Source organism: Methylobacterium terricola (assembly GCF_006151805.1).
GTDB lineage: Bacteria > Pseudomonadota > Alphaproteobacteria > Rhizobiales > Beijerinckiaceae > Methylobacterium > Methylobacterium terricola.
This window is the reverse complement of the sequence record NZ_VDDA01000021.1, coordinates 30,136-50,120: the sequence shown is the minus strand read 5'-3', so window position 1 is coordinate 50,120 and position 19,985 is coordinate 30,136. Positions and strand designations below refer to the sequence as shown.

Annotated in this window: 20 protein-coding genes; 6 read left to right on the top strand and 14 right to left on the bottom strand. The window is 62.8% G+C overall.

Annotated features, from left to right (window positions below):
* Positions 1 to 6: 6 nt before the first annotated feature.
* The 4 genes from FF100_RS28510 to FF100_RS28495 all read left to right on the top strand — a co-directional run bounded on the left by FF100_RS28510 (position 7) and on the right by FF100_RS28495 (position 4,496).
* On the top strand, positions 7 to 1,902 hold the full coding sequence (locus FF100_RS28510) for a potassium transporter Kup (RefSeq protein ID WP_425463365.1): 1,896 nt from the start codon (positions 7 to 9) through the stop codon (positions 1,900 to 1,902).
* Between the two features lie 480 nt (positions 1,903 to 2,382).
* Positions 2,383 to 2,601 carry a hypothetical protein gene (locus FF100_RS28505; protein WP_139039138.1) on the top strand — a complete coding sequence of 73 codons (219 nt, stop codon included), beginning with the start codon at positions 2,383 to 2,385 and terminating at the stop codon, positions 2,599 to 2,601.
* 288 nt (positions 2,602 to 2,889) lie between these two features.
* Positions 2,890 to 3,834: a hypothetical protein gene (locus FF100_RS28500; protein ID WP_139039137.1), complete on the top strand. Its 945-nt coding sequence runs from the start codon at positions 2,890 to 2,892 to the stop codon at positions 3,832 to 3,834.
* A 2-nt stretch (positions 3,835 to 3,836) separates the two neighbouring features.
* Positions 3,837 to 4,496, top strand: a complete 660-nt coding sequence (locus FF100_RS28495) for a DUF1345 domain-containing protein (RefSeq protein ID WP_139039136.1) — start codon at positions 3,837 to 3,839, stop codon at positions 4,494 to 4,496.
* Positions 4,497 to 4,570: 74 nt separating this feature from the next.
* Here FF100_RS28495 and FF100_RS28490 read toward each other — a convergent pair whose 3' ends face one another.
* The 3 genes from FF100_RS28490 to FF100_RS28480 all read right to left on the bottom strand — a co-directional run bounded on the left by FF100_RS28490 (position 4,571) and on the right by FF100_RS28480 (position 6,124).
* Complete coding sequence (locus tag FF100_RS28490; RefSeq protein ID WP_139039135.1) at positions 4,571 to 5,062, bottom strand: Ros/MucR family transcriptional regulator; 492 nt, start codon at positions 5,060 to 5,062, stop codon at positions 4,571 to 4,573.
* A gap of 202 nt (positions 5,063 to 5,264) precedes the next feature.
* Positions 5,265 to 5,741, bottom strand: a complete 477-nt coding sequence (locus FF100_RS28485) for a hypothetical protein (RefSeq protein WP_246102472.1) — start codon at positions 5,739 to 5,741, stop codon at positions 5,265 to 5,267.
* A gap of 98 nt (positions 5,742 to 5,839) precedes the next feature.
* A complete protein-coding gene (locus tag FF100_RS28480; protein WP_139039134.1) occupies positions 5,840 to 6,124 on the bottom strand; it encodes a hypothetical protein in 285 nt (94 codons plus the stop codon).
* A gap of 211 nt (positions 6,125 to 6,335) precedes the next feature.
* Between FF100_RS28480 and FF100_RS28475 the strand changes: the two genes are divergently transcribed.
* Entirely contained in the window at positions 6,336 to 6,938 is a 603-nt protein-coding gene (locus tag FF100_RS28475; protein ID WP_139039133.1) for a PAS domain-containing protein, read from the top strand.
* 36 nt (positions 6,939 to 6,974) lie between these two features.
* On the opposite strand, the gene FF100_RS28470 is transcribed toward FF100_RS28475, so the two are convergent.
* From FF100_RS28470 to FF100_RS28455, 4 genes are all read right to left on the bottom strand, one after another.
* Positions 6,975 to 7,403, bottom strand: a complete 429-nt coding sequence (locus FF100_RS28470) for a hypothetical protein (RefSeq protein WP_139039132.1) — start codon at positions 7,401 to 7,403, stop codon at positions 6,975 to 6,977.
* 195 nt (positions 7,404 to 7,598) lie between these two features.
* Positions 7,599 to 7,844, bottom strand: coding sequence for a hypothetical protein (locus FF100_RS28465; RefSeq protein WP_139039131.1), 246 nt, complete (start codon positions 7,842 to 7,844; stop codon positions 7,599 to 7,601).
* 906 nt (positions 7,845 to 8,750) lie between these two features.
* Positions 8,751 to 10,436: a methyl-accepting chemotaxis protein gene (locus tag FF100_RS28460; protein WP_139039130.1), complete on the bottom strand. Its 1,686-nt coding sequence runs from the start codon at positions 10,434 to 10,436 to the stop codon at positions 8,751 to 8,753.
* Positions 10,437 to 10,591: 155 nt separating this feature from the next.
* A complete protein-coding gene (locus FF100_RS28455; protein ID WP_139039129.1) occupies positions 10,592 to 10,780 on the bottom strand; it encodes a hypothetical protein in 189 nt (62 codons plus the stop codon).
* Between the two features lie 620 nt (positions 10,781 to 11,400).
* On the opposite strand from FF100_RS28455, the gene FF100_RS28450 reads away from it, so the two are divergent.
* The gene (locus tag FF100_RS28450) at positions 11,401 to 12,258 is read left to right on the top strand and encodes an outer membrane protein (RefSeq protein WP_139039128.1); all 858 of its coding nucleotides are present in this window, start codon (positions 11,401 to 11,403) and stop codon (positions 12,256 to 12,258) included.
* Between the two features lie 105 nt (positions 12,259 to 12,363).
* Here the strand turns inward: FF100_RS28450 and FF100_RS28445 are convergent, their stop codons facing one another.
* The 7 genes from FF100_RS28445 to FF100_RS28415 form a co-directional block, all read right to left on the bottom strand.
* Positions 12,364 to 13,296, bottom strand: coding sequence for a molybdopterin-dependent oxidoreductase (locus FF100_RS28445; protein ID WP_139039127.1), 933 nt, complete (start codon positions 13,294 to 13,296; stop codon positions 12,364 to 12,366).
* Positions 13,293 to 14,117 carry a cytochrome b/b6 domain-containing protein gene (locus FF100_RS28440; RefSeq protein WP_139039196.1) on the bottom strand — a complete coding sequence of 275 codons (825 nt, stop codon included), beginning with the start codon at positions 14,115 to 14,117 and terminating at the stop codon, positions 13,293 to 13,295. The genes FF100_RS28445 and FF100_RS28440 overlap by 4 nt, the downstream gene beginning before the upstream one ends.
* Before the next feature lie 134 nt (positions 14,118 to 14,251).
* Positions 14,252 to 14,512: a hypothetical protein gene (locus FF100_RS28435; RefSeq protein WP_139039126.1), complete on the bottom strand. Its 261-nt coding sequence runs from the start codon at positions 14,510 to 14,512 to the stop codon at positions 14,252 to 14,254.
* A 474-nt stretch (positions 14,513 to 14,986) separates the two neighbouring features.
* Entirely contained in the window at positions 14,987 to 15,499 is a 513-nt protein-coding gene (locus FF100_RS28430) for a hypothetical protein (RefSeq protein ID WP_139039125.1), read from the bottom strand.
* Positions 15,500 to 15,541: 42 nt separating this feature from the next.
* Positions 15,542 to 16,867 carry a hypothetical protein gene (locus FF100_RS28425; RefSeq protein WP_139039124.1) on the bottom strand — a complete coding sequence of 442 codons (1,326 nt, stop codon included), beginning with the start codon at positions 16,865 to 16,867 and terminating at the stop codon, positions 15,542 to 15,544.
* A 4-nt stretch (positions 16,868 to 16,871) separates the two neighbouring features.
* Entirely contained in the window at positions 16,872 to 18,206 is a 1,335-nt protein-coding gene (locus tag FF100_RS28420; RefSeq protein WP_139039123.1) for an HlyD family type I secretion periplasmic adaptor subunit, read from the bottom strand.
* Complete coding sequence (locus FF100_RS28415; RefSeq protein WP_171070366.1) at positions 18,203 to 19,930, bottom strand: type I secretion system permease/ATPase; 1,728 nt, start codon at positions 19,928 to 19,930, stop codon at positions 18,203 to 18,205. The genes FF100_RS28420 and FF100_RS28415 overlap by 4 nt, the downstream gene beginning before the upstream one ends.
* Positions 19,931 to 19,985 lie beyond the last annotated feature (55 nt).

The following is a 19,985-nucleotide window of genomic DNA, read 5'->3' as shown; positions in this document are numbered from 1 at the left end:
GAGACGTTGACAGCCTCGGCCGAAGCAGTTTCAACACCCGCTGCAGCCAAGCACCCGGTGCGACCGGCCCTGCTGCTTGGTGCCCTCGGCATCGTCTTTGGCGACATCGGCACCAGCCCAATCTACGCCTTCCGCGAGTCTCTCAAGGCCGCCGGCGACACCGCCGTCGAGACCACTGTCCTGGGCGTACTCTCGATGGTGTTCTGGGCTGTCCTTCTCGTCGTAGCCCTCAAGTACGTTGTTTTCGTCATGCGCGCCGACAACCAAGGGGAGGGTGGGACTATGTCGCTGCTCGCCCTCGCGGTGCCGGTTGCCGGCCGCCTCCAGCCGGCGCTCCTCATCGTCGGGCTGGCCGGTGCCGCCCTGTTCTTCGGCGATGCCATGATCACCCCCGCCATCTCGGTGCTCAGCGCCGTCGAGGGCTTGCAGGTGGCGACCCCTGTGGTTGCCCCCTACGTCGTACCTATCGCGGCCCTTGTCCTGGTCGGCTTGTTCGCGATCCAGCGCTACGGCAGCGGCAGCGTTGGCGCGCTGTTTGGTCCGGTCATGGCCGCGTGGTTCATGACGCTGGCGCTCGCTGGTCTCGCGCACCTGCTGCAGCGGCCGGGCGTGCTGATGGCGCTCGACCCTCGTCATGCCCTCGCCTACGTGAGCCACGCAGGCGGTGCGACGACCTTCACGGTACTGGGCTCCGTCTTTCTGGCGCTGACCGGCGGCGAGGCGCTCTACGCCGACATGGGCCACTTCGGCCGCGGCGCGATCCGCATCGACTGGTTCGCCCTCGTCTTGCCCGCCCTCGTGCTGAATTACCTCGGCCAGGGCGCTCTCGTCCTGGCCGACCCAACGGCGGCGGCCAACCCGTTCTTTCTGCTGTTCCCCGGTTGGCTACTCGTGCCGGCAGTGGGGCTGACGACACTCGCCACGGTAATCGCGAGCCAAGCCGTTCTCTCAGGGGCGTTCGCGCTCGTACAGCAGGCCATCCAGCTCGGCGTCATCCCGCGGCTGGAGGTCCGGCAGACGTCCGACGAGTCGGCTGGTCAGGCCTACGTGCCGCAAGTGAACTGGCTCCTGGCCATCGTTGTGCTCGGCCTCGTGTTCGGCTTCCGCTCGTCGGATGCGCTGGCCAACGCGTATGGGATCGCAGTGGCAGGCGACATGACGGTGACGACGGTGCTCGTGGCCACCGTCGCGCATGGCCTGTGGCGCTGGCCCGCGGCGTTGGTCTTCCCGGTGGCCGGCCTGTTCTTGGCGCTCGATCTGACCTTCGTGGCGGCGAACGCGCACAAGATCCCGGCCGGAGGCTGGTTCCCGCTGCTGGTGGGGGCGGTCGCGCTGACGCTGATGCTGACTTGGCGCAAGGGTCGGGCGATCGCCTTCGCGCGCCGGGCCGAGAACGCGGTGATGTTGAGCGACTTCATCGCGGGCCTCGATCGGCCAGATGCGCCGGTGCGGATACCGGGAACCGCGATCTATTTCACAACCCGCACCGACGTCGTCTCAGCGGCACTGAGGCTGAATGTGCGGCACAACGGTGTGGTGCATGACCGGGTCGTACTGCTGCAGGTGACAACCGAACGCGCGCCACGGCTCATGGAAGGCCAGCGTATTACGCTTGAACCGCTGGGGTCGGGCTTCAGCCTCGCGCAATTGCGTTTCGGCTTCGCGGAGAAGCCGGATGTGATGGCGGCGCTGCGGCTGCACCATAGTGAGATTGGCTTCGATCCGGACGAAGCATCGTTCTTCATCGGTCGAGAGAACCCGGTGCCGTCGCTACGACCGGAGCTGAGTCGCTGGTTGGAGCCGCTCTATGCGTTCATGGCGCGCAACGCCGTTCGCTCCCCGGACTACTACCGCATCCCGCCGCCGCGGGTCGTCGAGTTGGGCACGCAGGTCGAGATGTAAGACGCTGTCGGTGCTTCATCAGCATGCCCAAAGCGAACCAGGTTCCCGCGCAGGGCGAAGCGGCTGCACCGCATCGTCCGTTTGGATCATGTCCACATGTTCGATTGTCCATTGGGTGAATGCGACCCTTGCAGACAGTTTTCCGGCCGGCCGCGGTGGTGTCCGTTGCGGTATGCCCCTATGGACGGCTGGAATAACGAACGGACCTTGGAGCGCCGCGCTGCGGTCTGTTATAGGTGGATTGTGTTGAAAAACTCCAACGCCAGCTGAAGCAGCACCTTGCACAAAGCGCCACGTAGAATGAATTTTTTTATGATACAGCTCTTCCGGGTGTAAACGCGTAGTTGCCGCTGCGATTGAAGATGGATTTTCTCCTAGGTGGGGCGTGAAACGAGGCCGCAGGCGCCATCTCCGAGTTTTTCAACAAAATCGGTGGAAAGCGGATGTTTCCCGGGCGGGGTACGTCCGCTATGATGCTCAATGCGTGAAGGCGAAACCGAACTCGATATGGTCAGGCGGCACGTCAAGAACGGTGCACAGCGCATCGCGAAGCAACGTGACCTAATCACTCGCCTGCGGCGGAAGAGCCTGCCGACTGACGAAGCGGAAGCGCTCCTGGCCACCTTTGAAAACCTGCAGCGTCAGCATCAGGACCATCTTGCGCGGATTGAAGCGCATGGATGCGAGGAGTCCGCTTAGGTTGGAAAGTGGCGGTTCAGATCCGGAAGTCCAGGGTCAGCCTCTGGCGTATCTGAGGCATCCAAGCGTCCTAGCACAGTCATCATGAGCAGACAGGACGACATGCCTATCACCGGCGGTTGAATGTTCGAATGTGTCACCTCGCTCTCGCGCTACTGCAATGGCGTAACAGGACATAGCAGGTGCCTCACGTGGTCGCGCGAATATGCAAATTTGTTGAGGTGTGCCCCCGGAAGCGCATTCGGGAAGCTGGATCACGGATATAGATCCCCGTGATCAGAGGTTTAGATGCCGCGTTGTCCCCTGACTACCATCGGCAGCCCCGCTGTTCGGGCTGGCTTGGTTTCATCCGCGTTGATCCTGATTCAGGCCTCAGGTCTCGCAGCGCAAGACAGTAGCAAAGGCGGCGTGCCGGATAAGGTCGACACAGAGAACCTGTTCGGTTTCACCGAGGGCACCGACACCGGCAAGAAGGGCGAGCAGGAACTCCTCTTCGACATGATCGGCCGCTTCAGCAAGCGCCGGGATGGTCCAGGCCGCTCAGGCTACAGCGCAGCGCAGCCTTTGATCAGCTACCAGTACGATCCGACTGACAATTTAAGCGTTGAACCGGGGCTCCTGTTCGATGCGCGCAACAGCCATAATATCGCAGGTGTGCCGGATAAAAGCTTCGGCACCTTCAATGGCGGCTCACTGGAACTCAAGTATCAGTTCTTCAAGCGGACGGACGAGCGGCCCTTTAGCCTCGCTCTTCAGGTGGAGCCGCAGTACGCCCGCATCACCCCAATCGAGGGACAGGGTGCCGACGTGTTCAGCGTCGAGACCCGCCTCATCGCCGATGCCCGCATCCTGCCGGACAAGCTGTGGGGAGGCCTCAATTTGATCTACGATCCCCAGGTGGCGCGGTCGAAGGGAAGCGGCGACGTCGATCGGGGCTCGACCCTGTCCGTCTCAGGCACGCTGATGGCGAAGGTCGCGAACGGTCTCTTTGTTGGGCCAGAAACCCGATACATGCGCGCCTATGACGGCACCTACCTGAACCGCTTTCTCGGCCACGCGGTGTTCGTCGGACCGGTGCTAAACTACCAAGTCATGGAGAAGGGCTTCTTCACCTTGGCCTATTCGACGCAGGTGTTCGGTCATGATCGTGACCCGGACTTTTCAGTTCGAGCCTTCAACCTGAACCAGTTCGCGCGACACGCCGTCCGTCTCCGCTTCGGCGTCGAGTTCTGATCATGCGTCTTTTCGGTCCCGCACGTGCATTCTGGTTGCGCCCCCGTCTGCTCGTCTGCGCCACGCTGGCTCTAGCTCTCGCCCTGCTGCTTCCGATACCCGGCGTATGGACGCGGCTCCTGGTCGGCTGGTGCGTCGGCGTCGTCGCCTATATCGTCCTGATCATCCTGCAAGCGGCTCACGGTTCCGGAGAGGCGCTGCGCCGCCAAGCCTCCCGGCTCGACGACAGTGCTTTCACGATCTCGCTCTTCGCGGTTCTCGCTGCTGCGGCGAGTTGCGGCGCTGTGGCGATGCTCCTGTTTGGTGAGCAGGGGCAGGATGCCTACCGCATCCCTCATCTCGGTCTGGCCGCCCTCACCCTCGTCTGCGCATGGGTCTTCGTCCAGGTGGTCTTCACGACTCACTATGCGCACGTCTACTACGGCGAGGAGGATGGCAAACCTCGAGGTGGGCTTAACTTCAACGGCGACGAGAGTCCTGATTTCTGGGATTTCTTCTATTTTTCTGTGACGATCGGCGCCACATCGCAGACGTCCGACACCGATATCACCGCGAAGCATATGCGCAGGATCGCGACGGTGCAGACAATCTATGCGTATTTTTTCAACACCAGCGTGTTGGCTTTGGCGGTGAATATGGCAGCCGGGCTTGCTCAGCACTGAAGCGGAGCCCTCGGGCCTCAGGCTAGATCAGTGCGGCTGTGACACTCGATGCCGTCCTGAGGCTGCCTGATCGGTTAGGTGACCTTTCTCGGCCGCCCACGCCGGGCTAGACCCTTATCACTCTTTCCACCGCTGCGCGCCGCGACTTGTGCGGTGCAATCACGTCCGCTCTGGCCGAGGCCAGAACTCTTGGCGAGCTCGGAGCGCTGGGCGGCGTAGTTGGCGGCGACCATCGGGTAGTCCGGCGGTAGGCCCCATTTCTGGCGGTAGGCTTCGGGGGTGAGCCCGCGGCCGGCCAGATGCCGCTTCAGCGTCTTGTAGGGCTTGCCGTCCTCCAGGCTGATGATGTGGTCGGGGGTGACCGTCCGGCGGATCGGGATCGGCGGCGTGGGCTTCTCGGCTTCGACGGGCCCAGCCGGCTGCCCAAGCTTCACCAATGCTGCGTGGGTCGCAGTGATGAGGCTCGGCAGCTCCGAGGCTGGCACGTTGTTTCTAGAAACGTAAGCGCCGATGATGGCGGCGGCGAGGTCGATCATCTGATTGGTAGGCGGGCTGATATCGTCCATCTCCTAACACCCAAACCTATTCGTTCTTAGTGCTGCGTCCTCGCAGCATACGAATAGCCTAACCAATCCAATCTTGAAATCCCTAGGTTGCAATTTACCCCTGTGACATACGCGCAACAAAGCCCGCTGCGATGGGGGTTGGCGCGTTCCTCTCGCCAGTCTGAGCGGGCCCATGTCCATCGTGCCCATCCCCCCATCGACGTCAGGCGGGATGGCTTTCGAACAGGTCGAGCTGCTGGGGGCTCACGCGTCGCCGGCGCGGACGCCTGGGAGCAGCCTTGGGGCTGGCCTTGAGCTTGGCGAACGGCGGCAGCGCCTCGCGCGGCTTGCCGTGCAGCACCGCCCCGACGATCCGGCCGCTCTCGCCATGGTGGAGCAGGTAGAGGACGTGGGCCGGTGTCCGCAGGATCTCCTGGCGCAGCGGCTCGCCGGACGGCAGGCACGCCAGGGCGGCCATCAGGCACGGCAGCCCGGCCGAGGCGACCTGCATCGCCTCGAACTCGATCTCGCGCAGGCTCCAGCGCTGGCGGGCGACGCCGGCCGTCGTGGACGGGAACGGGTTGGCCGCGGACCCGGTCGCTTCGTCGAGGACGAAGGCTGCCGGGCGATCGCGCTCGGCGATGGTGCCGGTGCGTAACGCAGCCGCGATCTGGCGCTTCTCTCCTGGAATATCCCGCAACTGCCTCTCCGACCCGGCCAGAGGGTACCATTGGCCTGCGGGAGATGAACAGCCAAGCCACGGACGTCAGATGCCGGCTTCAGTATCGGTCGATCGGCTTATCCGGCATCAAACAGCAGATGTCCCGTGAGGAGGCGGTCAATGAGCGCGGCAAGCGCTTGATGCTGGGGGCTCCCGACCTCACGAGCGAGGAAGGCTTGGACGCTCTCCCCAGGCGTGCCCTGCTCCGCTGCCGGACTGTCGAGGCGTATTGTAGGCGTGCCTTGACCATCGAGCTCTAGGAGCCAGCGCTCGCCGTCCTCGCCCGTGTGCAGGACATGAAGCTGAGCAGTTGCACTGAATGTGTCGACGGATACGCCGAGCACGCCGGCGATCTCGTTCAAGCGACGCAACCCGTCCGAAGATGGGCGCGGCATTTTGGCTGGGAATGACACTACGTTCATCCTCGCCTCCTCTCTCGCGGGAACCAACGAGGGTTAGGAAAATATATATCCCCAGTGTTCTCCGCTTCCACCAATGTCAATCACATATGGAACAAAAGTCCCACAACCTCGATAGGTTCTGCAATCTTGGCGTGCGTCGCAGGCTTGAGACATGCCGAACCAGGTCACCCGATCCGTACTCTCCTTCGTGCCAGACGCACTGACCGCCTCGCAGGTCGGCACTTGGGAGACCGAGTCCCTCACCGATCGCACTGTCAGCGATGCGACGACGGCCGCCCTGTTCGGCTTGGATCCGGTTCGGGCCGCCGGAGGCCTGCCACTGGCGGCATACTCTCGAGTGATCCATCCGGACGATCGGGCAGCATTCTTCGGCAAGCTCAACCGCGTACGCGATCATGGTGGCTTGTTCGTCATCGAATACCGGACACTCCCTGGGCCCAGTGACCTGCGTTGGGTGCTCGCTCGGGGCCGCTACGAGCGTGACGAGCGTACAGGGGGCATGACCGGGCGTGGCATCGTCATCGACATCACCGAGAGCAAGCACGACGGGCGAGTGGAAGACCGCGCGTTCTTCTTTGTAGAGGACGATACCGAGATGCCCCTCGATCGTGCGGCAGCCTGTGCCATTCAGGCGCGGCAAGCCATCGATGAGTTTGCTGGACCGGAGAGGCTTGGACTGCGCCGGTCGGTCGACACCCTGCTCTTGGCACTTGGACGCGCCCTTGCCTGCCGCATCGGACCTCTGGAGCTTTGAACGATGCCGGCTGCCGAGACCGGTGAAGGTTTCAGCTCAAGCCGTTGGATACGGCCCCTGGAACAGGTCACCCAGCGCTTTGCGCCGGAACAGCGTGCGCCAGCGGCGGCGCTGATGCTCGTCGCGGTCGTGCAGCATGTGGCAGCGCTGGCAGAACGCCGCCAGGTTGGCGTCCTCGTTGTTGGCCGTGTCGTGGTTACGGTGAGCTGCTGCCAGCACCACCTTCGTGATGCGGATCCGGGCGAGCAGGTCCTCGTCACGCTGCCGGAGCCGGCGCCCCTGACCATCGCGCCAGCCGGAGATCTCGGCATCCCACCACCGGCCGTCGCCGAGGTGGAAGACCCGCTGCAGGTGCGGACGGGCGCATTCCTCGCACCGGCCCCGCGCCCGGCGGAAGCGGATCGCGTCGGAGAGCTGCGGCCAGTCGATGGGGTAGAAGAAGCGGTGCTCCGGCCGGATAGGCATCCCTACTCCCCGAGTCGGAGGCCTGCTATTCGAGGGAAGCCTAGCCCGTTTGGTGGTTAAGCCCATCCTACCAGGTCGGCGATCCGCGCTTGCACAGACACACAAGCACGAAGCGTGGTTGCATTGTAGTTCGGGAGCGCTCGTGCAGCTCGGGGGCGATGACGTCAAGCGGTTCGGGGTCGGCGGGAGGATGGCTCACCGCGCCACGCCGTGCATTGTGAACCGGTTTAGCGCCGCCTTGAAGGTCGGATGCTCACCATTGACTGGCGTGTAGAAAGCACCTTCCAGCCGCTCGGCGATGAACCACTCCTGGATGAGACCATCTTTGTCTTTCTGCCGACGGCGCACACGCCCGATCAGTTTGTCATCACAGTAGACCTGTCGCACTCGAGAGCGACCGTCTGGTTCTGGGGTCCAGAACCAATCAACGGTGATCGACATTGCTCGCGCCTCCTCGAGTGGGCCCGAGTGGTGAGGCGGTCGGTCTGCAGAAATTCATAACAGGCCAGCGAAAATCGTCACGGGGCATCGTAAGGAGCTATGCGCGGAGGCTCGCCCTACGGTTTCAGGCGCTTACCATGAGGGCAAACGGAGCGCAGAGGGTATTTGGTCAGGCAGATGGACAATTCCGAGGGCTTCAGCTTGGATCGTCAATCCTGTTGCTACCAACCCAAGCAGCACAGCGATGACAAGAGCTGGCGGCCTACTGGCTGGATTGTTGATGACGGTGAGCTTGCCTCGCGCTTCTATTTTAGATCCGCACATACTTCACCCCCCTATTTTAGGCGAGCATACGCAGTCATCAGGCGCGCGTCCGTGACTTATTTGCTACATGAGAGGTACCGGTTAGCCTCCGGAAAACTCGCCAGAAGCCACGACGCGGTTGGCCACTCGGTGTACATGGCCGCCCTGGCCTACACTGGCCCGGTCCTGGCTAATGATCCAAGCACAGGTTAGGGAAACCACAGCGCGGCAGCAGAGCAGGCATGAGAACTGGGATCGATCGCTTCATGGCTAAACGCCGGGAGACTAGCATCCGCGTACGTCAGGAGCGAGTCAAGCGACACGCCGCCGATTTAACCCTCATTATCGACCAGTTACAGTCTGTCGCTGACGCTTTGAATGCTCGCAGCATCCCCACAGCCCGTGGAAGTCTTTGGACGCCCGTGCAGGTCAGCCGCATCCTTGCCAGGATAGCCTGAAAGGGCAGCGAGCCGGGGTACTCCCTCCGAGAGGAGGCCCGGCTCGCAGGTGACGCCAGCGGAGCGGATGGCAGGCTGGTGTGACGGGTGATCAGTTAGGGCTGTGACTGCGCGAGTCTATTGCGGCACCTCAACCCTGAGAACATCAGGCCGCCCGCACGGTATTGAGGAAGCGCGCGACCTCGGCTGAGAGGTGCTCGGCCTGGCGCGACAGCTCGCCGGCCGCTCCAAGCACCTGTGACGCTGCTGCTCCCGTATCCTCGGATGCACGTGCCACACCCACGATGTTGCCTGTCACCTCGCCGGTGCCGGCCGCCGCCTGGGAGACGTTGCGCACGATCTCCTGGGTCGCCGCGCCCTGCTCCTCCACCGCCGCGGCGATCGAGGTGGCGACACCCGAGATCTCCTCGATCCGCGTCGTGATCTTGCCGATCGCGCCGGCCGCCTGGCCGGTCGAGGCCTGGATCGCCGCGATCTGGCCCGTGATCTCATCTGTTGCCTTCGCGGTCTGCCCCGCCAACTGCTTGACCTCGGCAGCAACGACCGCGAAGCCGCGGCCCGCCTCGCCAGCGCGGGCGGCCTCGATCGTGGCGTTGAGCGCCAGCAGGTTCGTCTGCGCAGCAATCGACGAGATCATGCCGACGACGTCGCCGATGCGGGCGGTCGCCTCGGTCAGCGCCCGAACTTGATGCGCCGTCTGCCCGGCCTCAGCGACGGCGGCCTGCGCGAGTCGGGCCGAGCCATCGACCTGACGGCCGATCTCCTGGACGGACGCGCCGAGTTCTTCAGCCGCCGCCGCGACGGTGCCAACGTTCGCGGACGCCTCTTCAGCAGCCGCTGCGACGGCGGTGGACTGAGCGGCCGTCTCGGTCGCAGTAGCGGTCATGGTCTGGGCGGTCGCCTGCAGCTCGGTCGCTGACGCGGACACCATACCGACAATGCTGCCCACCGCAGCCTCGAAGCTGTCGGCCATCTGGCGCATTCCGGCGCGGCGCTGCTCCTCTGCTGAAGCGCGGGCGAGCGCCGTCTCCTCCTCGAGCTGACGCGTGTGGATCAGGTTGTCCTTGAACACCTGAACCGCTGCAGCCATGGCGCCGATTTCGTCCCGCCGATCGCCGTAGGGAATATGCGCTGCGGCATCCCCGGATGCCAGGATGCGCATCATGTCGGTCATACGAGCCAGAGGGCGCGCGATCCGCAGTAGGCCGAAGAGCATTGCGCCTAGAGCCGCGGCCAGACCCAAGCCGACAGCCAAGGCTGACACCAGTGTAGCGGCAGCCGCAGCAGTGACGCTGGCATCAGCGTCACGTTGGGCACCGCGTTCGTTCAGAGCAACAATGCGATTGAGCGTCTCACGCATCGCATCATAAATAGCAACATTTTGTGTGCTTAACAGCGTCTCCGCCGCCTTACTTGTTTGACCAGACACTACAAGGCGCAGGATCTCGCTTGCAACTTGGTTGTATTTTATCCAATCGGCAGAAAAGATTTCATAGAGCGCGCGCTCTTCCGCTGATGATATGAGTGGTTCGTACCGAGCCCGCGCTTTTGCAGCACGATCAACGCTCATTTCAAATTGGCTGCGATTTTCCAAGCGGTGCTGCTCATTGGCTCCGTCACTGATGAGGCGGTACTGTTTGATGCGAATTTGATCAATCTCAGCTCGAATTGCATTGGTTGCTGAAACAGACGGCATCCAGTTTTGTGCGACTTCAGCAACGCTGTGCCGGATGCTAGACAATTTGATCAAAGCAACAGCGCCTTGAGTGCATGAAATAAGCGCCAACCCACCGAATAAGTAGGCCAGTGTATTTTTGATTGAGAGGCGCATTGGGAGAATGCCGGTGCGTGAGTGGCCGATCGATCCGCTGCGCGCTACCGACCAGGTCTGATGACGATTTAGACTTGATATATATTGTTAATTATTAGTTATGGTATCAGATTATAACATGTTATTTTCAAGTGCATGTGTTAGCGCAACTCGCGTTATGATTGTGTAACATTCCAGACAAATACGTTGAGATTAGGCCGAGCTATATCGCGGTGGGCTGCCGCCAGCACTATCCGCGTGATGCGGATCCGGGTGAGCAGATCCTCGTCGCGCAGCCGCTGCCGCAGGCCCTGGCCGTTGCAAGTGCCCGCATCGGGCGTCTCGTGATGGTTCAGGTTGGGCATGCCCTTCGTTAACCAGCCTCGGGGCGGCCCGGAGAAACCTACCAGACCGGCCAAACTGAACTGGCACCAGGTGAACCATCTGATTGAACCGGCGCCTGCCCGTCGCATCGCCTTCTATCCGTATTGGTATACCCATAAGGACATGCCGGTCGCGCATGACCAGTCCAGATGGATCTGTAACCTCCACCAACGACGCGGTCCGATCTGGAATGCCGCTCATGTGGACCTGAGTTGGACCGGTCCGATGAGGCAGGCCTCAATGGACCGGACAGAGGGCCACGGCTGTCAAGCTCGGTGAGCGTTTTCCTGACGTTTGAATAGGAGGCGGGGTTTCCTGACATCCTCCCGCACGCGCGGCTGGCGCGTAAGGCGCGTCAGCCTTGGCCGACCAGCTGGCCTGTCAGGAACGGGTCGTTTTGTTGACACGTGTACGACGAGCATTTCCAGGCCTTCCGCGTCACCAAACCAAAATGCGTCTTTGAAGCCACACCAGATTTTAAAGGGCCACCTGCGACCTGTTTTCGACTGAGATGATTGAACCATCGCGCTTAAGCTCGACGTTATGCTCATAGCCACGGTTCAGGCCGGCGGTGAGATCAGCCCGAACCCAGGTGACACCGATGCTCAAGAAGCTTCTTCTGACCAGCGCGGCCATCGCGACCTCCAGCGCGGCCCTGGCCGCCGACCTGCCCCGCCGCGCAGCGCCCCCAGTGTTCACGCCGGTCGCCCCGGTGTTCACCTGGACCGGTGCCTACTTCGGCATCAACGCCGGCTACGTCTTCGACGGCGATACCCGCTTCGACCGCACGACCGGCGACCTCGCCAACAACAACGCCGCGCTCGCCGTCGGCCTGCGCCCGACCGCGGCCCGCGTGCGTAACGATGGGTTCACCGGCGGCGGCCAGATCGGCTACAATTATCAATTCACGCCGGGCTCAGGCTTCGTGATCGGTATCGAGGCGGACGCCGCCTATACCGACCTCAACCGGATCCGCACGCTGAGCAACACCACGAACTTTGGCCCGCTCGTCACGCCCGGCGCGGTCGCCACCACGCGGGTCAACACCTACCAAGGCGGCCTCGACTTCCTCGGCACCGTACGCGGGCGCGTCGGCTATGCCTTCGACCGCTTCATGGTCTACGGCACGGGCGGCTTCGCCTACGGCGGCGTCAACAACCGCGTGACCTTCTTCGCTCCGAACGGCACAATTCCGTTCTTCAACGGGCGGCAGAACGACATCCAGACCGGCTACGCCTACGGCGGTGGTATTGAGTATGCGCTGCCCACCGACTCGTTCTTCAACTTCTTCCGCTCGAGTGCGGTGACGCTGAAGGCCGAGTACCTGCACTACAATCTTGGCGGTGACCGCTTCGCCATTCCTGGTGTCAACGGCGGCCCAGGCAATTACAGCGCGCGTGTGCGAAACGATGGTGATCTCGTACGCGCTGGGCTGAACTATAAGTTTGGCACGTTCTAGTCGTCAGGCAATCAATCAGGGCCTGTAACGCTTTCGAGATCTGACCCCGTCGCCTTGGCGACGGGGTCCCGAAGTACCATATCTTTCGGGCAGCCTCGGTTCTTCTCAGATGCCTGCGTACCAGGCGTAGCCTTGATCCTCCCAGTACCCGCCTTGGCCCCGACCGATCGCGGTGTAGCTCTCGACCACCTCGATGTGCATCACGTACTTGGCCTGCTTGTAGCCGAGCTGCCGTTCCAGGCGCAGGCGCAAGGGCGCGCCATGGGCCACGGGCAGCGGCTGACCGTTCATGGCGTAGGCCAGGATGGTCTGCGGATGGTAGGCATCCACGAGATCGATGCTCTCGTAGTAGCGCACGGGCTCCGATGAGGGCGACGTTCGCTTCGGCGGATTGTCCTCGGCGTCGCTCGGCCCGTTCGTATCGCGCTTATCCTCCGCGTTGCCGCTCCGCTTGGTCATGTTTGGATTGGCTTGTTCCGAACCGCCCACGTCATCACTCTCGCCATCACCCGCACTATCGGCCTCCCCGCCCTCCATCGTGTCGGCGCAGTGGAAGACGATGTAGCGGGCCTGCGGCTTCAGTCCGGCCCGCTGCAGCAGCTCGGACAGGGGCACACCCGTCCATCCCCCGATGCAGCTCCAGCCCTCGACGCAGTCATGGCGGGTGATCTGCGTGCGCGAGGGCAGGGCACGCAGCTCGGCAAGTGAGAGCTTGAGCGGATGATCCACCAAGCCGTCCACCACGAGGTGGAAGTCTCGAAAACCGCGTCGGGCAAGAGCCTTGTAAGCCCGATCGGGCGGGCTCTCCGTACCGTTCGGCTTGAACCAGGGGGAGATCTCGGCCGCCGTGTACTCCGGGGCGAGGGTCGCCTCGCGCAGGAGCAGACGTTGCACGAAGAGATTGGCGTCCTCACCCGTATCGAGTGTGCGCGGAAACCAATCTTCGTTCCCGAGCCGATCGCAGCCGCCGAGGCTGGCGGCCAGGGCCGTGCTCGCCGCGCCGAGCAGGAGCCCTCGGCGGCTCGGTAGACGCCTCACGTTGGTTCTCCTGTGCGTGTCGTCGCGCGCAGCGGCCGGATCTGGCGAGCGATCACGAACCAGCCCGTGAGCATACCGCGCATGTTGTTCCAGAAGCCCGAGAGGAACACCAATGCGACGTGCACGACGACGAAGAGCACGAGCAGGCCGGCGATCACGAAATGCACCGTGCGGGCGGACTGGCGACCGCCGAAGAGGTCGAGAAGGAAGGGCGCCGCGGCATTCATCGCGGGCGACATCGCAAGGCCGGCCAGCACCTGCAGCGGGAGCAGCACGGCGACCACGACGAGGTAGGTCAGCTTCTGAATGACGTTGTAGCGCTTGGCTTCGTCCCCTTGCGGGAACCGCAATGTCAGGTGTTCCCGGACCGACGCGCCGAAGTGGCGAAGCTGATGGCGCGTCGGGATCAGCCGGAACCGGAGCTGACCGCTCACAAGGCCATAGGCGAGGTAGGCGAGGCCGTTGAGCACGAGGACCCAGGCGAAGAAGAAGTGCCAGCGCCGCCCGCCGGTGAGGTCCTGGTCGGCTGGCAGCGTGATCCAACTTGGGAAGCCGCGGTCGGCGAGTTCGCCGGTGCCACTCGGCGACACGCCAAGATACCCGGTAGTGTCGTAGGAACGCCCGAATATATTGGTGACGCCGCGCGGCGGATCGTCCTCGCTTGAGGTCATCGACAGCAGAGGATGATCGAAGGTTGAAACCTGCCCCCAGTAGAGAACTGGATGTGCATTGAAGATCTGCAGCCCGCTCATCAGCAGGATAGCGATAGCAAGCGTGTTGACCCAGTGTGTCACCCGGATAACAAGCGGGTGACGAAACATCCAGCGACGGCGTTCCACCTCAATCTGCTCTGGCGTGGTATGAGTGAGTTCAAATTGAGACAGAACAACTCTCCCAAGATCTTTTCAAGCGAGGATCGCGTCCGCATTCGGCCTGACGCGATCCTCGAACTGAATTACATGGAGCGCTGACGACGCTTCATCATCATCTTCTTCTTGGATGAGCGCTTCATCATCTTCTTCGAGCGCATCGGGCGCTGGGCCCGCATGTCGTCCTGCCCCATGCCGCCGGACATACCGCCCTGCATCTGGCCATTCTGCATACCGGGCTGCATGCCACCGCCCATGCCGGGCTGCTGCATTTGTGCCGAGGCGCCTGTCGCACAGCCGAGGCCCAGAGCCAGGGTGCCAGCAGCGATCCACATACGGGTCGTCATCGCATTCTCCATCAGTGTTGATCGTCTTCGGTCATGCTCCGACGCGGGCACAACGGTGGGACAAAGAAGTTCTCCATCGAAGATTCCAATGAAGAAAACAGTTTCCTTTTTGAAGCTTATACGCAGTCGCCATGCTCCGGCAACATGCTGGGTGCCGGGGACAAAGACCAGCCGTGACGCAACCATAGCGCATCACGATGAGGTGCGGTACGGATTGGTTGGGCGGAAAGTTTCAGATCCGCGCTGAAACTGTGCGTGGCTGCGCGAGCTCTCTCTCTACACGCGTGTTCCCTGACTGCGAGGCGATCCTCAACGCCTCCTGCGCCGCCTGGAACGCACTCACCGCAGAGCCAGAGCGTGTCGGCTCCATAGCCAACTTCCCATACATCGCACGCGTCAATGCTTAAGCGCGACGGTATAAGCATGAAACTGTTCGCGCGGTGGCGATAATTTTTTTCTTCAGAAAACAATAAATCATACATAAGCATCTCGAATTTTGCCTAATCGATCGGCCTTGCAGGTTAAGGTGCTTTGCCGAACCTCGTAATCTTCACGGCCGTTGAAGCGCGCATAGATCAGCCGAAACGCGACGGGTGCCGTGATGCCGTCTCGTGTCCGGCGCTCAGAACCCGCTGAAACTGCTTCGACCTGGACGCTCCCGAGCTTACCGGCCGCTTGAGCGACGACATCCCGGCAAGCTTCAACAAGTGCATTTCGTCCTGACTGCTCGAACAATGGAGTGAACAAGTAGTTAAGTGCAGTTTGCGTACCTCGCACTGTTCCAAAACCTTGAATATCAATGAGCAAGGTCTGCTCTCCCTGCGCACGCGAGGCTGCCGAGGCGGGACTAAGCTGCCAAGGCATAGCCCAAGCTGGATCAGCTATTGGTGGAAGGAATGCGTAGTCTGCATCGGCCCTTCCAACCATGCTCGTGACCAGCATGCTTGTCGCGAACGTGCCAAGAAAAAATTTAGATCCTAAGTTCATCGTGTCTTCTCCTGGATGCTTAAGCCACAACGCATCACGGAACTAGAATGGAGTCGGTCGCAGCACGGTTGGAAGGCTGAAGACGGTCGCACGCTCCGCTTGCGCCACGCGAGGCGTCTCGAACTTTGGGCTCGTAGTTCGCATGTTCCTGAGCGGATTGTGGCGCAGCATCGAACGCGTAGTTTCGGGCAAGCGCGTCACGCTTGGGTGAGGTGCTGCCGGGTCGGCGACCGCAGTTTGCACGGGCTTCTTGATGGCAAGGCGACGTCTACTGTGAGTACGCTCCCGCGATCGGGGCTGATTTTCCTCCACGGTGTCCTTCCTGGTACGTTCATACCAGCGGGAGCCAGAACGTACACTTCCGCCATGGGTGCTCTTCATCTCTCCATCGGAAGGTAGGCTATTCGGTGCAGCTAGAGGCTCAGCAAGGATAACGGAGGGCTCCGGCCGAAGCGATGAACCATCGAAATTCGGTTCTAGCGTGACTTGGGTGGCAGGCTCATCAAGCATGGGCGTGAGCGTCGGAGCAAGCGCGATACTCGCGGTTCGACTTGATGCAGGAGGCAGCGCGGTCGGTACTGTCTGTATCGCTGCTCTGGGCAATCCTTGATCGACAGATACGGTATGCGGCAGGATTTCGGTTGGAGTGACAGGCGTTGTTACTCCCTCGTCTGCAAGTGGGAAAATAATGGTGGGAGGCAGCGTTGGCGCTGTGGTGCCCATCATAGCAAGCGAGGACTGCCCCCGTAGCATGCTCTTCTGATCACCGCGTAGCGCTGACAAGTTTAGCCTCCCAGTCAATGAATCGCCTGCATTTCGGCTGACGGTTGGTCGTTCCAGATTATTCAGCACTAAGACACTGCTCGTGACGGTCATGGCTGCTAGAGCAACAAGCAAGCGGAGTTGTCCTCTGCGTGTATAGCTCGCACCATCGGAATCAGAACTGACTATCTTTACGCTTGTCTCGCCTCCTGAAGGAACGTTTGCTTCGTTTTCATTGATATCTGCACGTATGGCGGAGCCGCTACTATTCGTCTGCTTTGTGCCACGATCTGCCTTCGTGCGGTCGAAGCTGTGGGCATGACCGTCTTGAGATTTAGGTGCGGAGGAGCTGGACTTCTTTAGCAGGGAGCGAGGATTTCTCTGCTCAACATCAACCTGCATGAGGAGGTTAACCATACTGGGGCTCGGATTGCCATGCCGCGCTTCACTCGGCTCACCGTTCCGCGACGGCGGTTCCGAACCTGCTGGCCCTGATGGCTTGACGGCTTTGACGAAGGACGCAGCCTCGACGTCGGGCCCGTCATCCTCGAAATTGATGAACCAGGCGTTCTGTTGAGTTCCGGTGATGACATCCTTATCCGCCATCGTCTCACTCCTCGCGGAAGACGCGCTCGACTTGGTCGCTCAGCGGAGCGACAAGATAGTCGAGTATGGTGCGCGGATAGGTTGACACGACCACCTGTGCTGGCATTCCGGCCTGCAGGGTGACATTGCGTGCAGCGAGGTCGTTCGGATCGAGCTTCACCTGAGCCGTGTAATGCCCTCCGCTCGTGCCCATGTCGTCGATGCGGTCGGCTGAGACTGTCACGACCCGACCTGTTGCGATCGGCCGACGCTTCTGTGCGACCCCGGTGAAGCGCACCTCGGCTCGCATCCCAGCTGCGACTTCATCAATGTTTTCGGGCGGGATCCGAGCTTCAATGAGCAGTTCTTTCTTGGAAGGGACAATGTCGAGAACGCGCGAGCCTGCGGCGATGACGCCGCCGACCGTGAACGCATTCAGCTCGACAACCCTGCCCTCCGTGGGCGAGCGGATAGTAGTGCGGTCGAGAACCTCGCGGGCGGTCGTCAGCTTCGGCTCGAGCTCGGTCAGCTTGCCTTGCGTGTTACGGAGCCCCTCCGCCGTCTCGGTCGCGCGGGTGCGCTCGGCGGCGATGATGACGAGGTTGGTCTCGCCGATCTGCTGCTGGGCTCCCGCAATGGCGGCGAGCTTGGTGCCTTTCTCCGAGATGAGCTGCGCTTGCGTGCGCGCCAAGGAGACGACGCGGGTCTTGGGCGCGAAGCCCTTGTCGTAGATCTGCCGCACGCCCGCGAGTTCATCCTCGATCAGTGCGAGCTGCGTGGCCAAGCCCTCGATCTCGATGCGGTGACCCTTGATCTCCTCATCGAGCTGCTTGATCTTCTGGCGGCGCACGTCCGTCTCCGCAGCGAACTGGTTCCGGCGCTCGCGGAAGACGGCGGTCTGGTTCGTCATCGCTTCGGCCACGGAAGGCTTGGCCCGCCGCTGGGTCAGGGAGGCATCGAACGACGGCCCAGCCGCGCCGCCGCGCTCGGCAAGGTAGCGGGCCTCCAGCGCCTTGAGGGTATCACGCTCGGCCTGGAGCGTCTCGACCCTGGCCTTCGCCGCCACCGTGTCGAGTTGGATCAGGACTTGGCCGCTCTCAACCCGATCGCCCTCGCGCACCCGCAGGTCGCGCACCACGCCGCCGTCAGGGTGCTGCACGGCTTGGCGGTTGCCCTCGACCTTGATCGTGCCGCCAGCCACGACCGCGCCGGAGAGCGGAGCCAGTGCGGCGAAGGTGACGAAGCCACCGAAGAACAACAGCATCACCGCGAGCCCGGCGAGAATAGGACCGCGCGTCGTGTCCCTGGCCGCTCGGGCGACGACGGGAGCGGGTTCGGGCAGGACGAGGGCGGTACTCATCGGGCCGCCTCCCTCGACGCGCCCGATGTCTCGACGGGACGGACCTGCTTGCGCCGCAGCGCATCGATCAGCTCGGCACGGGGGCCGAACGCGCTGACCGTACCGGCCTCGACGACGAGGATGCGATCGGCGGCCGCAATGATGCTCGGACGGTGCGCCACGACGAGGACGTTCGCGCCCCGCTCCAGGATCCCGCCGATGGCCTGCATCAGCGCGCTCTCCCCGACGGCATCGAGATTGGAGTTCGGCTCGTCCAGGACGACGAGGCGCGGGTCGCCGAAGAGGGCGCGTGCGAGTCCGACGCGCTGTCGCTGCCCGCCGGACAGCCCGCTCCCGCCCTCGCCCAGGCGCGTATCGTAGCCGTCGGGTAGGTCGAGGATCATCTCGTGTACGCCGGCGCGCCCGGCGGCCTCGACGACGGCCAGATCGCTGGTGCCGCTCTGAAAGCGGGCGATGTTGTCGCGGATCGTGCCCGGGAAGAGCCCGGCTTCCTGGGGCAGGTAGCCGATCGTGCGTCCCATAGCCGGGTCGGCCCAGGGCTGCAACGGCGCTCCGCCGAAGCGCAGGCGCCCCGCGCTCGGCACTAGGGCGCCGACGATCAGCTTGACTAGCGTGCTCTTACCCGCGCCGCTCGGGCCGACGATGCCGAGAAGCTCGCCCCTTGGCAGCTCGAAGCTGACGTTGCGCAGAAGAATGCGACCGCCCGGCAAAGCGTAGCCGAGACCGTCCGCCCGCAGCCCACCATCGGTGGGGGCGACCCGCATCCGTGCGGCTGGTGCTGGGTGCTCGCTCAGCAGGGCTTCGAGGCGCTTGAGCGCCTGAGCACCGCCGCCGAACTGCCGCCAGGAGGCCACGGCCTGCTCCACCGGAGCGAGCGCACGAGCCATGATGATGCTGGCCGCGAAGATGGTGGCGGGCAGGATCGTGTGATCGAGTGCGAGCCAGGCTCCGACACCGAGCATAGCGGCCTGCAGCAGTAGGCGCAGGAAGCGGATCAGGGCTGTCGCCGACGTGTTGAGGTCGGCCGTTCGCCCCTGGTCGGCGAGCATCGCTTCCCGGTCCGTGTCCCAGTGGCGGGTGACGTCGACTTGCATCCCCATCGCTCGGATCACCTCCGCGTGACGCATCAGGCTTTCGGTGAAGGCGTAGGACCGCGCTGCCGTCTCGCTGGCGCGCACGACGCCTCGACGCGTCATCCACTCGTTGAGGATAGCCACCGCCAGCAGGACCAGGGTCCCGGCGGCGGCGGTTGCGCCGAGCAGGGGATGGGTGAGAAACAGCATCGCGAAGAACAGTGGCGTCCAGGGGACGTCGAACAGGAAGTGGACGGCAGGGCTCGCGACCACGGAGCGGATCTGATCGAGGTCCCGTAGGGCCTGGGAGCTGCGCAAACCGTTCGGCTGGGCGGCGCGCGCCACGCTCGCCTCCAGCACGCGGTGCGCGAGCTGCCGGTCGAGCCGTGTTCCGAGCCGGTTGAGGAGGCGCGCCCGTATCGCGTCGAGCAGGCCCATCACGGCGAGCGAGAAGGCAAGCACCAGCGTCAGAGCGACAAGCGTCGGCAGGCTCTGGCTCGAGAGAACGCGGTTGTAAACCTGGGTCAGATAGAGGGGGGAAGCCAGGTACAGTATATTGATGCCGCCACTGAACAGGGCGGCAACGGCGAGCGGCGGCAGACACTCGCGCAGGATCACGCCGGTTTCGCCACCGAACGGCTGCGTGTGCATGGAGCAGCGAACCTCGCGAACTGGGAGCGACGATGTGGCCCGGGACCATGGTGCG